The organism is Rhodomicrobium sp. R_RK_3, from assembly GCF_002198715.1.
Lineage (GTDB): Bacteria > Pseudomonadota > Alphaproteobacteria > Rhizobiales > Rhodomicrobiaceae > R-RK-3.
On record NZ_MWLK01000006.1, the window covers coordinates 196,051 to 208,815 of the forward strand.

Consider the following 12,765-nt stretch of genomic DNA (forward strand, 5'->3'; position numbering starts at 1 on the left):
CAAGGTGTCGCGCCCTTCGGGTGAGAAATTTTGTTCGCGGGTCCGATGGATTCGGGGTGGGGAAGTGCCGTCAGGTCGCGGCATGAGGGGTCAGCCGGCGCGCCTCCAACCACCCCCTCTTGTCGTCCCCGCAAAAGCGGGGATCCAGTAAAAGGGCAAAGCAAACAGTGATTGCTCAGGTTGAAATGCGAATGCTGCGGAGTACTGGATTCCTGCCTTCGCGGGAATAACAAAAAAGGCGAAAGCCTAGCCCTCGACTTAGTTCACTTCAACTTCGGCATCATCTTCGAGCACGGCTCCTGCCGGTGGCAGTGCATCATGTGGTCGTTAACCATGCCGACCGACTGCATCATGGCATAGACCGTCGTCGGCCCGACGAAGCGGAAGCCGCGCGCCTTCAAGGCCTTGGAGATGGCGCGGCTGACCGGCGTCTCCGGCGGGATCTGGCCCAAATTCGTGAAGCGGTTCTGCACCGGCTTGCCATCGACGAAATCCCACAGGAAGGAGGCGAGGCTCTGCTGCTCCGACAGGGCGAGATAAGCCTGCGCGTTGGTCACCGCCGCCTCGACCTTCTGCCGATGCCGGATGATACCGGGATCACCCATCAGCGCAGCCCGTTTCTCCGGACCGTAAGCGGCGATCTTCTCCGCGTCGAAATTGTCGAAGACGCGGCGGAAATGCTCGCGCTTGCGCAGGATGGTGATCCAGGACAACCCGGCCTGAAAGCCCTCGAGGACGATCTTCTCGAACAGCGCGCGGCTGTCGCCTTGCGGCACGCCCCATTCCTTGTCGTGGTACTCGACATAGATCGGCTCGCTGCCCGCCCAGCCGCATCGCACCAGCTCGCTCACGCCCGCACCCCGCCTGCCGGGACGTCGTAGCTCGCCCAGGCCGGGCGGCTCGCCGTCAGAGTCACCTCGCCGACGCGCAAGGGGATGCCATGGCGGGCGGCTTCGTCGATGCGGTCGAGCCGGACCATGGCGATGCCGCGCGTGCCGTCCATCGAGCCGAGCGTGCCGACCGGGAATTCGCCGGCCCGGATTTCGGCGCCGGACAGGTCGAGCGGGGCGCTGGCCTCGATGGCGGCGATGCGGGTCTTGGCCGTGCCCCGGTGGTGCATCCGCGAGACGACCTCCTGACCGACATAGCAGCCCTTCTCGAAATCGACGCCGTGCAGATCGTCGTAGCAGGCCTCGTGCGGAAAGCTCTCGCCATAGGCGTAGTCGAGGCCGCCCTGCGGCACGGCGAGCGCGACGCGGTGGCTGTGATAGAGCGTGTCGCCCCCGGCGCGGTCGCCGAAATGATGCGGCTGGCCGGGATCGGCTTCGAGAATGAGCCGCTCGCCGAGCGGAGCGAAGCGTGGATCGGCATAGGCGGCGATGAAGGCGTCATTGCCTTCGCGCGGCTCGTCGCCCCAGGCTGCCGCGACCGCCAGCTCAGCCGAGCGGTCTGCCAGTTCGACCTTGGCGCGCAGACGGTACATGGTCAGCCGCTTCAAAAGCGTCTCGGCCTGCTCCTTGACGCAGTCGAGCCAGAGCGTTTCGCCGTCGCGGACATAGATCAGGAAGTCGAACAGGATCTTGCCCTGCGGCGTCAGCAGGCCCGCGAACACCGCCTGCCCGGGCTCGGCGCGCTCGACATCATTGGTGACGAGGCCGGACAGGAAGCTTGCCGCCTCCGGGCCCCGCAGCTCGATCACGCCCCGGTCGGGCAGCAGGCTGATTTGGCTATAAGACATGCGCGATCCCTAAATGCCGTCTTCTCTACTATGACAGTTGACGGCGAGGCGCAATCGAAGCCCCACGCTGGGAGCATCAACCGCCCATCTTGTCCGGAGGTTTCGGCGCCGTGTCGTCCGGGCGCGGGCGGCGCGGCGGCGTGGTCGGGGCACCCTTGGTGATCACCGCGACCGGATCGCTCGCATCCATCGAAGCGGCGATCGCCTCGTCGAGCTTGCGCTCCTCATGCGGCTCCTCCTCATTCTCGTCCGCCGGCGCATCATCGTCGCCCTCGCGCGGCGGCGCGGTCGGCTCGCCTTTCGAGACGGCTGAGACCGGATCGCTCGCGACCATGGAATCGGCGATCGCCTCGTCCAGCCAATATTCCTTGTGCGGCTTATCGTTCGGGTCCGGCGGATCGCCGGGCGTTTTGTTGCGGTGCTCGCTCATCATCAAACCTATATGTTGTGAGCTGCGCGTTGAACTAGGCGGCGCGCGCGTCTATCCATAGGGATCAAACGGGCCTCACGGCTCCTCGTTCCAGACGGCATCTCATGGCACAGCTCTACGACCTCGTCCTTCGCGGCGGCACCATCGTCAACCAGGACGGCATCGCCGCCGCCGATCTCGGCATTCGCGGCGGCCGCATCTCGCATATTGGCACTGTTGCGGAGGGGGCGGCGGGCGAAAGCTTCGACGCGTCCGGCCTGCATATCCTGCCCGGCGTGATCGACAGCCATGTGCATTTTCGGGAGCCGGGCGGCGAGGAGTGCGAGGATCTGGAGAGCGGCAGCCGGGCGGCGGTGCTCGGCGGCGTCACCGCCGTTTTCGACATGCCCAATACCGATCCGGCGACGGTGAACGCAGAGACTTTGGCGGACAAGGTGAAGCGGGCGCGCGGCCGGATGTACTGTGACTTCGCCTTCTACCCCGGCGCCACGCCGCATAATATCGAGGAGCTGGCGACGCTCGAGCGGCTGGAAGGCGCGGCCGGGATCAAGGTGTTCATGGGCTCCTCGACGGGCGATCTGCTGGTCGATGACCCTGCCCTGCTGCGGCGGCTGCTGGCGGTGGTCGGGCGGCGCGTCGCCTTCCACTGCGAGGACGAGGCGCGGCTGAATGCGCGGAAGGGCCTGCGCCGCGAGGACGATCCCGCCAGCCATTCGGAATGGCGCGACCCGAAAGCGGCGGTCATGGCGACGCAGTTGCTCCTGCAATTGGCGCGGGAAGCTGGCAAGCGCATCCACATCCTGCATGTCTCGACGGCGGAGGAGATGACGCTGATCGCCGCCAATCGCGATCTGGCGACGGCGGAAGTGACGCCGCATCATCTGATGCTGGTCGCGCCGGACGCCTATGAACAGCTCAGCACCCGCGCTCAGATGAACCCGCCCTTGCGCGGCGAGGCCGAGCGCACCGCCTTATGGGAAGGCCTGCGCCAGGGCGTGGTCGATACGATCGGCTCGGACCATGCGCCGCATAGTCTGGCGGCGAAGGCGAAACCCTATCCGGCCTCGCCCTCGGGGATGCCGGGGGTGCAATCGACGGTGCCTTTGATGCTCGACCGGGTGAATGCCGGCGCGCTGAGTTTGCCGCGCTTCGTCGACCTGACCAGCGCCGGCCCCGCGCGCGTCTACGGCATCGTGGGCAAAGGACGGATCGCACTCGGTTATGACGCGGATCTGACGGTGGTCGACATGCAGGCGGAGCGGGTGATTACGAATGCCGCCAGCGCCAGCCGCTGCGGCTGGACGCCTTATGACGGCTGGACGGTCAAGGGCTGGCCGGTGGCGACACTGGTGCGCGGCCGCGTGGTGATGCGCGAGGGTGAAATCACCGCCGAGGCGGACGGGCAGCCGGTCCGGTTCGGCGAGGCGCTGGCGCGGGGTTAGGTTCGATGAGCTGAAACCCAGCCGCAGCCCGTCCGACTCGGAACAACTGGCAACTCAGAAAATATTCTCCGTCGCCCCGGCCGTCAGAGCCGGGGCCTACTCGCCTCCCCTCTTGCCGCAGTGCTCGCGGATCGGCCATTGGGTCCCGGCGCACCGCTTCGCGGTGTCCGGGACGACGAGTGGGAGAGGCATCGCGAATGCGCTGGGGCGCGGGCTGCCTTGGAGCGCACTGCGCCCCGCCCCTCAAATCGCCCGGGTCGAAAACTCGCCCTTGGGGCGGAAGCGCACGAGGTAGCGCGGTACGATGGTCTCCAGCGCTTGCGGCTCGATGCCGAGCGTCTGCAGGGTGCGCGCCTCGGAGACGGCTTCCTCGCTGACGACATTGTCGACCTGCAACATCCGCACCTGATCGAGGGTCAGCGGCGCATTGGGTAACACTTGCAGGATCGCACCCTGGAGCTTGGCCAGCCAGAAGGGCAGCGGGAAATAGGGCCGCTTGCGCTCAGTATATTCGGCGACGAGGTCGAGCAGTTCGCGGAACGTGTAGACGGCGGGGCCGCCCAGCTCATAGGGCACGCCGGGCCGAGCACGGCCGTCGAGCCCGGCGATGACGGCGCGCGCCACATCGGCGACATAGACCGGCTGGAAGCGCGTGCGACCGCCGCCGATCAGCGGCATGAAGGGCGACAAGCGCGACAAAGAGGCGAAGCGGTTGAAGAAATCATCCTCCGGCCCGAACACGATCGAGGGGCGCAGAATGCTGGCGGTCGGAAAGGCGGCGCTGACCAGATCCTCGCCCTCGCCCTTGCTGCGGGCATAGGCCGACGGGCTCGACCGGTTCGCACCGATGGCCGAGATATGGACGAGCGCCCGGGCGCCCGCCTCCCGCGCCGCGCGCGCGACGACACCCGCGCCCTCGGCCTGGATGGCGCGGAAATTCTGCTTGCCCGAGGCTTGCAGGATGCCGACGAGATTGACGACGCCGTCCGCACCTTCAGCGGCGCGCCGGACCGAGGCCGGGAAACGCAGATTGGCCTGCACCGGGTGGATCTGGCCGACGCTGCCGAGCGGCTGCAGGAAGCCGGCCAGATGCGGCTGGCGCACCGCGACGCGGACGCGGCAGCCGGTGCGCGCGAGCGCCTGCACCACATAGCGCCCGAGAAAGCCCGAGCCGCCGAACACCGTCACCAAGGTCGAGCTGTTGAGCGTGATGGCCATGGCTGATCCGTCTTTTCGTTTGTTGAGCGATCGCGCGGAAGAATCCCCGCATTCCGCTTACACTGGCAGACACCACTTTGTGAAGCGCCGATGCGGCAGGTGCGGCTTTGGGCGCAGGATTGGGCGTTGAAACATGGTCGGGCAAGCCGGCGGCACGACCCGCCAATTGCCGCGGCGCTACCTCCCGGTTGCGAGAGCTCGGCGCAAAGGGCCCCGACCCAGCGGGCCGACGCGCGCCGCCCTTTCTCCATCGGACCGTAGGAGGCCGCTAAACCGGCGTCGTCTGCTTGCCGGATTTCACCGCGCCATAATAGGCCCAGATCAGGCGCGCGGCGGCGGAGCGATGCGGGTGCCACGCTTCGGCGCGGGCGATGAGCTCCTTCTCGGAGGGGCGCTCGGCGAGGTCGAAGGCGAGGCGGGCGCCTTCTTTCAAGGCGAGGTCGCCGGCGGGAAAGATGTCGGGATGGCCGAGGGCGAACAGGAGGTAGACCTCCGACGTCCAGCGGCCGATGCCCTTGACGGCGGAGAGATGCGCGATGGCGTCCTCGGGCTCCAGCTCGAGCAGGCCGGGCAGATCGAGTTCGCCTGACAGCAGCGCCGCCGACACCGCGCGCAGCGTCCGGATTTTCGGCCCCGAAAGCCCCGCCGTCTTCAGCACCGTATCATCGACGCCAGCGACATTCTCCGGCGTGAGCGTGCCGAGCGCAGCCTCGGCGCGGTTGAAGATGGCGCGGCCGGCCGCAACCGAAATCTGCTGGCCGCTGATGATCCAGAACAAGCCGTGAAAGCCAGGGTCGAGCTGGCGCATCGGCAGCGGCCCGGTCAACGCCTGGATGGTGCCGAAATACGGCTCAATCGCGATCAGCGCCGCGACATGGGCTTCCAGGTCCGCTTCCGTCGCGATGGCGAGCGGCAATTCCGCCGGCTCAGGCGCCGGTTTGCGCCGCGGACGCTTCGCCATTGGCGGTCCCCTCCAGTTGCCCGGCGCGGCCGGCGATCATTAGCGCGAAGGCATAGGAGAGCGCGACTTCCTTCAGCCGGTCGAAGCGGCCCGAAGCACCGCCATGGCCCGCTTCCATATTGGTGCGCAAGAGCAGGAGATTGCCGTCCGTCTTCAGGGCGCGCAGCTTCGCCACCCATTTCGCCGGCTCCCAATAGGTGACGCGCGGATCGGTCAGCCCGGCGAGCGCCAGGATGTGCGGATAGTTCTGGGCGCTGACATTGTCGTAGGGCGAGTAGGCCGCGATGGTCAGGTAGTCGACGCTGCTCGCCAGCGGATTGCCCCATTCGGGCCATTCCGGCGGCGTGAGCGGCAGCGAGGCGTCGAGCATGGTGGTCAGCACGTCGACGAAGGGCACTTCGGCGATGACGCCCTTGAACAGCTCCGGCGCCATATTGGCGACGGCGCCCATCAGCATGCCACCCGCCGATCCGCCGTGGGCGACGATGTTGCCGGGCTTGGTGAAGCCGTTGCTGGCCAGATAGCGGCCCGCCGCGATGAAGTCGGTGAAGGTGTTGACCTTCAGATTGCGCCGCCCGGTGCGGTACCAGCCATAGCCTTTGTCCTTGCCGCCGCGAATATGGGCGATGGCGTAGATGAAGCCGCGATCCACGAGGCTCAGCCGGTTGGTCGAAAAGCTCGCCGGCATCGCCATGCCATAGGAGCCATAGCCGTAGAGCAGCAGCGGGGCCGAGCCGTCGAGCGGGGTATCGCGGCGGTAGAGCAGCGAGACCGGCACCAGTTCGCCATCCTCGGCGGGGGCGAAGACGCGGGCGGTGATGTAGTCCTGCGGGCGGTGGCCGGTCGGTACTTCCTGGGTTTTGCGCAGGCGGCGCTCGCGGGTCGCCATGTCATAGTCGAAAATCTGGCTCGGCGTCGTCATCGAGGAATAGCTGAAGCGCAGATTGTTGGTCGCGAACTCATAGCCAGACATGGCGCTCAGCGAATAGGCCTCCTCGTCGAAGGCGATGGAATGCTCCTGGCCATCCTCGAAGCGCCGGATGACGAGGCGCGGCAGGCCCTGCTCGCGCTCCAGCCGGACGAGGAAATCGCGGAACACCAGCACGTCGAGGATGAGGCGGCCGGGCCGGTGCGGCTCGAGCTCGCGCCAGCTTTCGCGGCTGGCGCCGGGCACGCCCTCGACGATGCGGAAATCCTCCGCCCCGCCGGAATTGGTGAGGATGATCAGCCGGTCGTCGCGGTGGTCGACGGAATATTCGTGATCCTGCTCGCGCCCCGAGACCAGGATCGGCTCGGCATCGACATTGGCGCTGTCGAGCAGGTGCACTTCCGAGGTCTGGTGGTCGCCCGATTGCAGCAGGATGTAGCGCCGGTCGGACGTCTCGCTGACGGAGACATAGAATCCGGTGTCGGGCTCGTCATAGACGAGAATATCCTCTTCCGCCGGCGTGCCGAGGCGGTGGCGGTAGACCTGGCGCGGCCGGTGGTTTTCGTCGAGCCGCGTGTAGAACAGCCATTGCCCGTCCGCACTCCAGACGCCCTGTCCGGTCGTCTCCGGGATGACGTCGGCGAGGTCGGCGCCCTTGTCCAGATCGCGCAGCTTCAGCGTGTAGAATTCCGAGCCGCGGTCGTCGACGCCATAGGCGAGCAGACGGTGATCGTGGCTGTGCGTGGCGCTGGCAATATCGAAATAGGCCTGGCCCTCGGCGAGCTTGTTGCCGTCGAGCAGCACCTGTTTCTCGCCGCCGCCCTCGGGCTCGCGGCAGAACAGGGGATGCTGGCCGCCGGTGACGAAGCTGACGAAATATGCCCAGGGGCCGTCGCGCGCCGGGACGGTCGAATCATCTTCCTTGATGCGCCCCTTCATCTCCTGGAACAGCGTCTCCAGCAGCGCCTCGGTTTGGGCGAGCACGCTTTCCGTATAAGCATTCTCGGCGGACAGATAGGAACGGATGTCCTCGGCCAGCACGGACGGGTCGCGCATCACCTCCTGCCAATTGTCGGCGCGCAGCCAGGCGTAATCGTCGAAGCGCTCGATGCCGTGATGCAGGCTGCGCAGCGGCCGCTTTTCAGCCGTGGGCGCGAGGGGTCTTTGCGTTTTTTGGGTGTCTGACATGGCGTCCTCGACCGGATGCGGAATGGGAGGGACCGGCCGGGCGGCGCGCGGCGGGCAGGCGGCATTGGCGACCATAGACGCGGGCACGCCCCGCATTCAAGCCGCCGGGCTAATCTTTGGGCGCAAATTCGAGCGCCACGCCGTTGATGCAATAGCGCAACCCGGTGGGGCGTGGGCCGTCTGGAAAGACGTGCCCGAGATGGGCCTCGCAGCGGGCGCAGTGCACTTCGGTGCGGCGCATGAATAAGGAACGATCCTCCTTCTCGCCGACCGCCGCACCCTCCGCCGGCTTGTAGAAGCTCGGCCAGCCGGTGCCGGACTCGAATTTGGCCTCGGAGGAGAACAGCGCCTCGCCGCAGGCGACGCAGTGATAGGTGCCGGTCCGCTTTTCGGCATTGAGCGGGCTGGTAAAGGCGCGCTCCGTGCCATGCTTGCGGGTCACATAATAGGCCTCGGGCGAAAGCTGGGCTTTCCACTCCGCGTCACTCTTCTTGATCGGGTCGTTCCCCATCGGCTTATCACTCCCTGGACTGTGTCTGAAGCGTCACCCCGATATGGGGGCGAAAGCGGCTGCATTATAAGTGCTTGCGGATCAGACGGCCGCGCTTCTACGGTCAACTGCGCGTTATCCCACCATCCCGGCAGCAATCGATCTCAGGACAGCATGACGCAGGGCCATTTCCTCTATCGCTGTTTCGCCGGACCCGCCGCAATCATGGTGCCGGCGCTGGCATTCATCTACGTTTTTCTCGATCCGGAGCTTGCCTTTGCGGCGGAGGCTGCCCGGCACGGGCCAGATGGCGGCCGGTTGGGGCTGATCTGGACGCTGCCATTTGCGGGCATCCTCCTGTCGATCGCGCTGCTGCCACTCCTCGCGCCGGGCTTCTGGCACCATCATTATGGCAAGGTGGCGCTGGTCTGGGCAATGGCGTTTCTGGCGCCGTTCGCTGTGCAATTCGGCTTCGCGCCGGCGCTCGACACGCTGCTGCACACGCTGTTTCTGGAATATCTGCCCTTCATCATCCTGGTCGGATCGCTGTTCACCATCGCAGGCGGCATTTTCGTCGGCGGAAATCTGCACGGCTCGCCGCTGGTCAATACCGGCTTTCTCGCCGCCGGGACGGGGCTCGCCAGCATCGTCGGCACCACAGGCGCCTCGATGATCCTGATCCGCCCGCTGCTGCGCGCCAATGACGATCGCAAACATTGCGCCCACACGGTCGTCTTCTTCATATTCCTGGTCTCCAATATCGGCGGATCGCTCACCCCCCTCGGCGACCCGCCCTTGTTTCTCGGCTTCCTGAAGGGCGTCGATTTCTTCTGGCCGCTGAAGGCCATGGCCCTCCCGATGCTGACCGTGTCCGGCATCCTGCTGGCGGCATTTTTCCTGCTCGACCGCGCCTATTATGCGAGAGAAGGCCATCTGCCGCGCGACCCTAGCCCGGACCGGCCGCTCTTCGTCACCGGCTTTGCCAATATGGCGCTGCTGGTTCTGCTGATGGGCGCCGTGCTGGCGAGCGGAACGCTGGACTTGGGGGCGGTGACGCTGCGGGGAATCGAACTGCCGCTTTCCGGACTGGCGCGCGATGCGGCATTGGTCGCGCTTGCCGCGATTTCGCTCGCGGTGACGCCGGGGCAGACGCGCGAGGCCAATCGCTTCACCTGGGAGCCGGTGCTGGAAGTGGCCAAGCTCTTCGCCGGCATCTTCGTCACCATCATACCCGCCATCGCGATTCTGCATGCGGGGCGCTCCGGCGCCCTCGCCTCGCTGATGGACCTCGTCAGCGAGCCGGGCGGCGGCCCCAATAACGCCATGTATTTCTGGGTGACCGGACTATTGTCGAGCCTTTTGGACAATGCGCCGACCTATCTGATCTTCTTCAATGCCGCGGGCGGCGATCCGGCTGAGTTGCAAGGGCCGCTGGCAAACACCTTGCTGGCAATCTCGGCGGGTGCTGTGTTCATGGGAGCCAACAGCTATATCGGCAACGCGCCCAACTTCATGGTCAAGTCCATCGCGGAGAGCCAGGGCGTGCCGATGCCCAGCTTCTTCGGCTATATGGCCTGGGCGGCCGTGTTTCTGCTGCCCGTATTTGCCCTGATCACGTTTCTATTTTTTCGCTAGAAGGCGTCAACGCTGCGGCATTTGTGCCTCTGTTAGCATTACTACTCATCAACTGCGGCATACCGCCGCATTGCCGTTCCACAAAAATGCTCCAAATGCTTGGCAGTTGAAAGCCAAGCGCTTACCGGTCTAACTCCGGTAAAGATTTATCTATTTCCGACTTTTTACGGTATGGCTGAATGCTCGCACCCGTCGGCGTGCGCGTAATTCAAAAAAACCAGGGACAGCCCAGATGAGATGAGGAGTTTGGAGGTGGATGCACCGCGCATATGGTGATTTTGAACGGAAAAAATTCACAGAAGCGGTACGTTCTGTCCCTCGATTTCCGGCTTTACCATAAGAACATCCGTAAAATATGAGCCTTATCAGGCACGCTTATCAACTTACTGTTTGTGGGGGTTATTCTTTAGACCAAACTAATTAGTTTTCCTTGAATACCGAGCAATTTCGAATATTATGATCTGAGAAGATAGTGAGGTCCATTCGGGCTTTATCAAAAATACGCGAGCCTATCCGGCGGGACCATTATCTTCATCTTTGCTGCCTAGAGAATTAGGCTCCGGACGGAACCCCAGACTCCCCCGGAGCTGATGGAATGAACTGAACGATGTCCGCAAAGGACGCCAGGAGACCGCATATGATGGATATGAAATCAGACAACAATGAGCTGGTTGAATTCACAACCACCATTGTCTCCGCCTATGTCAGCAATAACACCGTGATTGCTGGCGACCTCCCGAACATCATCAACGATGTGCACGACGCTTTGTCGCGCGCGTCTGTGAACGCGACCCAGCCGCCCAGCGAAGAGCTGAAGCCGGCCGTTCCGGTCAAGCGTTCGGTGACGCCTGAGTACATCGTCTGTTTGGAGGATGGCAAAAAGTTCAAGTCGCTGAAGCGTCACTTGCGCACCCATTACAACATGTCGCCGGAAGAATACCGCGACAAATGGGGCCTGCCTCACGACTATCCGATGGTCGCGCCGAACTATGCGGCGGCACGGTCTGCACTCGCAAAGAAAATGGGTCTTGGCCAGCGTCGCAAATAAGCGTCGCGAGCTCGAGTCCAAAGCCTGAAGTCTTCAAACCTCCGCCATCAGGCGGAGGTTTTGCTTTGTGCGAGGCGCGGTTGCACGGGTGGCGCAAGGCCGGTCCGTGAGGGCAGTATTCGCAGTAGAATCAGCAGTTTACTGGTGCGGGTTGATCGTCTCGGTGGGGACCGGCATTAAGGGGTTCGATGCGCCGATTCGAGGCATGCCGAGCGCACGAATATCACCCGGCCTACTCCCGAGTCGGGCGATGATTGGACACTGGCCCGGCACTTCGCGCCGTCCGGGGCGACGGAGATAGGAAGCGCGACGTCGGCTGACGCCCCGCGCGATCGGCGGGTCTCTCCCATTCATCGCCCCGTCCGTCAGCGCAAGGGAAGCGCCCCGATGAACTGCTCCGGTCGCTTCCTGCCCGCCTGACGAGGCCCCCGGCCTAAGCCGCAAGCGATTGATAGGGCGTGGCGAATCCGGTGCGGATGAAGCGGGCCATCTCGTCGGCGATTTCGCTGCCACCGGCAGCCGGCATCCGCAGGTTGATGTAGAACACCGGTAGCGGCGGCAGCCCTTCCGCGGCGCCGAGCACTTGCAGGCTGCGCGGCACGGCCAGTTTCAGCATCGGCGCGACGGCGAGATCTGCCTCCAGTGTGGCGCAATATGGATTGAAGTCACTGGTCTCGCAAGTCAGCCGCCAGTCGATGCCGGCATTGCCGAGCGCCTTGACCGTGGCGGCCCGGAACGCACAACTGCCGTCGCCGAACGAGACCGGCAGCGGCCGCCGCTTATGGGCATCGCCGCCACGCGCGCCGACCCAGACCAATTGGTCCGGCAGCAGCAACTCGCCTCGGTCGCCGGGCAGGCTCTCGGTGGTCAGCGTCAGATCGATTTCGCGATCGTCGAGCAATCTCAAGAGCTTGAAGGTGGCAAGGCAAACCAGCGTGACACGCACGCGCGGCCAATGGGTGTTGAAACTCTTCAGGATCGGCGGGATGAAGGGGGTGACGATGTCATGCGGCACGCCCAGCTTCACTTCGCCCTCGAAATCCGGCGAGGTCATCATGCCCCAGACCTCGTCATTGAGCGACAGCATCCGCCGCGAATAGGCGAACAGCCGCTCGCCCGATGGCGTCAGCTCGGGCTTGCGGTTGCCGCGCGTGAAAAGCGGGATGTCGAAAAACTCCTCCAGCCGCCGGATCTGCTGGCTGACCGCCGCCTGGGTGAGGTTCAAAGCCCGCGCCGCGCTGGTCATGCCGCCCGTCTCCGCCACGGCGACGAAGGCCCGGAGCAAACCGATATCGATATCTCTGCGCATGATGCCACCTGCATAACGATCGCTAATGATCATCATCATAAACATTCGTTTGGCTTATGCAAAGGGGAACCTTATCTATGGACTGCGCGCGCATCTCCAAATTTTCGAGCCATTGCAGGAGTGCAAGATATGTTGATGAGATCCGACTCTTTCGAAGCGGGCCGTTCGGTCGCCGCGCCGTCGCGTCAGGGCCCCAGCCTGGTGTCCCGTATGATGCTGCGGCTGGAATCCTATGCCGAACAGCGGCGCCAGCGCCGTGCTTTGCTGGAGCTCGATGACCACATGCTGAAGGATATTGGCCTGACCCGCGCCGACGTCGTCCGCATCGCGAACCAGCCGCATGATTGGAACAAGATCTGATCGCGGCGAGCGGCTGTA

At 64.6% G+C, this 12,765-nt stretch carries 12 protein-coding genes; 4 read left to right on the plus strand and 8 right to left on the minus strand.

The genetic code is table 11. The features are described from left to right. Positions 1-263: 263 nt before the first annotated feature. From BLEFHOIH_RS02965 to BLEFHOIH_RS02975, 3 genes are all read right to left on the minus strand, one after another. A complete protein-coding gene (locus tag BLEFHOIH_RS02965; RefSeq protein WP_245296844.1) occupies positions 264-851 on the minus strand; it encodes a DNA-3-methyladenine glycosylase I in 588 nt (195 codons plus the stop codon). Beyond that, complete coding sequence (locus BLEFHOIH_RS02970; RefSeq protein ID WP_088343006.1) at positions 848-1,738, minus strand: folate-binding protein YgfZ; 891 nt, start codon at positions 1,736-1,738, stop codon at positions 848-850. The genes BLEFHOIH_RS02965 and BLEFHOIH_RS02970 overlap by 4 nt, the downstream gene beginning before the upstream one ends. Positions 1,739-1,814: 76 nt before the next feature. Further along, complete coding sequence (locus BLEFHOIH_RS02975) at positions 1,815-2,168, minus strand: hypothetical protein (RefSeq protein ID WP_125461559.1); 354 nt, start codon at positions 2,166-2,168, stop codon at positions 1,815-1,817. Between the two features lie 104 nt (positions 2,169-2,272). Between BLEFHOIH_RS02975 and BLEFHOIH_RS02980 the strand changes: the two genes are divergently transcribed. Next, positions 2,273-3,610 carry a dihydroorotase gene (locus BLEFHOIH_RS02980; protein WP_088343008.1) on the plus strand — a complete coding sequence of 446 codons (1,338 nt, stop codon included), beginning with the start codon at positions 2,273-2,275 and terminating at the stop codon, positions 3,608-3,610. A 243-nt stretch (positions 3,611-3,853) separates the two neighbouring features. Here the strand turns inward: BLEFHOIH_RS02980 and BLEFHOIH_RS02985 are convergent, their stop codons facing one another. The 4 genes from BLEFHOIH_RS02985 to msrB all read right to left on the minus strand — a co-directional run bounded on the left by BLEFHOIH_RS02985 (position 3,854) and on the right by msrB (position 8,416). Then, positions 3,854-4,828, minus strand: a complete 975-nt coding sequence (locus BLEFHOIH_RS02985; RefSeq protein WP_088343009.1) for a complex I NDUFA9 subunit family protein — start codon at positions 4,826-4,828, stop codon at positions 3,854-3,856. Positions 4,829-5,096: 268 nt separating this feature from the next. Next, the gene (locus tag BLEFHOIH_RS02990; RefSeq protein WP_088343010.1) at positions 5,097-5,789 is read right to left on the minus strand and encodes a DNA-3-methyladenine glycosylase; all 693 of its coding nucleotides are present in this window, start codon (positions 5,787-5,789) and stop codon (positions 5,097-5,099) included. Next, positions 5,755-7,905, minus strand: coding sequence for a S9 family peptidase (locus BLEFHOIH_RS02995; RefSeq protein WP_088343140.1), 2,151 nt, complete (start codon positions 7,903-7,905; stop codon positions 5,755-5,757). Before BLEFHOIH_RS02995 ends, BLEFHOIH_RS02990 begins: the two co-directional genes overlap by 35 nt. 109 nt (positions 7,906-8,014) lie before the next feature. Continuing rightward, positions 8,015-8,416 carry a peptide-methionine (R)-S-oxide reductase MsrB gene (gene msrB / locus BLEFHOIH_RS03000; protein WP_088343011.1) on the minus strand — a complete coding sequence of 134 codons (402 nt, stop codon included), beginning with the start codon at positions 8,414-8,416 and terminating at the stop codon, positions 8,015-8,017. 153 nt (positions 8,417-8,569) lie between these two features. Between msrB and BLEFHOIH_RS03005 the strand changes: the two genes are divergently transcribed. Beyond that, on the plus strand, positions 8,570-10,030 hold the full coding sequence (locus tag BLEFHOIH_RS03005; RefSeq protein WP_245296845.1) for a sodium:proton antiporter: 1,461 nt from the start codon (positions 8,570-8,572) through the stop codon (positions 10,028-10,030). A gap of 637 nt (positions 10,031-10,667) precedes the next feature. Further along, positions 10,668-11,078 carry a MucR family transcriptional regulator gene (locus BLEFHOIH_RS03010; protein ID WP_088343012.1) on the plus strand — a complete coding sequence of 137 codons (411 nt, stop codon included), beginning with the start codon at positions 10,668-10,670 and terminating at the stop codon, positions 11,076-11,078. A gap of 433 nt (positions 11,079-11,511) precedes the next feature. On the opposite strand, the gene BLEFHOIH_RS03015 is transcribed toward BLEFHOIH_RS03010, so the two are convergent. After that, positions 11,512-12,387, minus strand: a complete 876-nt coding sequence (locus BLEFHOIH_RS03015; protein WP_088343142.1) for a LysR family transcriptional regulator — start codon at positions 12,385-12,387, stop codon at positions 11,512-11,514. Between the two features lie 135 nt (positions 12,388-12,522). Here BLEFHOIH_RS03015 and BLEFHOIH_RS26985 point away from each other — a divergent pair, with 135 nt between their 5' ends. Further along, a complete protein-coding gene (locus tag BLEFHOIH_RS26985) occupies positions 12,523-12,747 on the plus strand; it encodes a DUF1127 domain-containing protein (RefSeq protein WP_245296846.1) in 225 nt (74 codons plus the stop codon). Positions 12,748-12,765 lie beyond the last annotated feature (18 nt).

Excerpts from the sequence above, each read along its gene's own strand:
- BLEFHOIH_RS02970 (WP_088343006.1), bottom strand. The coding sequence starts at position 1,738 with ATGTCTTATAGCCAAATCAGCCTGCTGCCCGACCGGGGCGTGATCGAG.
- BLEFHOIH_RS02975 (WP_125461559.1), bottom strand. The coding sequence starts at position 2,168 with ATGAGCGAGCACCGCAACAAAACGCCCGGCGATCCGCCGGACCCGAAC.
- BLEFHOIH_RS02980 (WP_088343008.1), top strand. The coding sequence starts at position 2,273 with ATGGCACAGCTCTACGACCTCGTCCTTCGCGGCGGCACCATCGTCAAC.
- BLEFHOIH_RS02985 (WP_088343009.1), bottom strand. The coding sequence starts at position 4,828 with ATGGCCATCACGCTCAACAGCTCGACCTTGGTGACGGTGTTCGGCGGC.
- BLEFHOIH_RS02990 (WP_088343010.1), bottom strand. The coding sequence starts at position 5,789 with ATGGCGAAGCGTCCGCGGCGCAAACCGGCGCCTGAGCCGGCGGAATTG.
- BLEFHOIH_RS02995 (WP_088343140.1), bottom strand. The coding sequence starts at position 7,905 with ATGTCAGACACCCAAAAAACGCAAAGACCCCTCGCGCCCACGGCTGAA.
- msrB (WP_088343011.1), bottom strand. The coding sequence starts at position 8,416 with ATGGGGAACGACCCGATCAAGAAGAGTGACGCGGAGTGGAAAGCCCAG.
- BLEFHOIH_RS03005 (WP_245296845.1), top strand. The coding sequence starts at position 8,570 with ATGACGCAGGGCCATTTCCTCTATCGCTGTTTCGCCGGACCCGCCGCA.
- BLEFHOIH_RS03010 (WP_088343012.1), top strand. The coding sequence starts at position 10,668 with ATGATGGATATGAAATCAGACAACAATGAGCTGGTTGAATTCACAACC.
- BLEFHOIH_RS03015 (WP_088343142.1), bottom strand. The coding sequence starts at position 12,387 with ATGCGCAGAGATATCGATATCGGTTTGCTCCGGGCCTTCGTCGCCGTG.
- BLEFHOIH_RS26985 (WP_245296846.1), top strand. The coding sequence starts at position 12,523 with ATGAGATCCGACTCTTTCGAAGCGGGCCGTTCGGTCGCCGCGCCGTCG.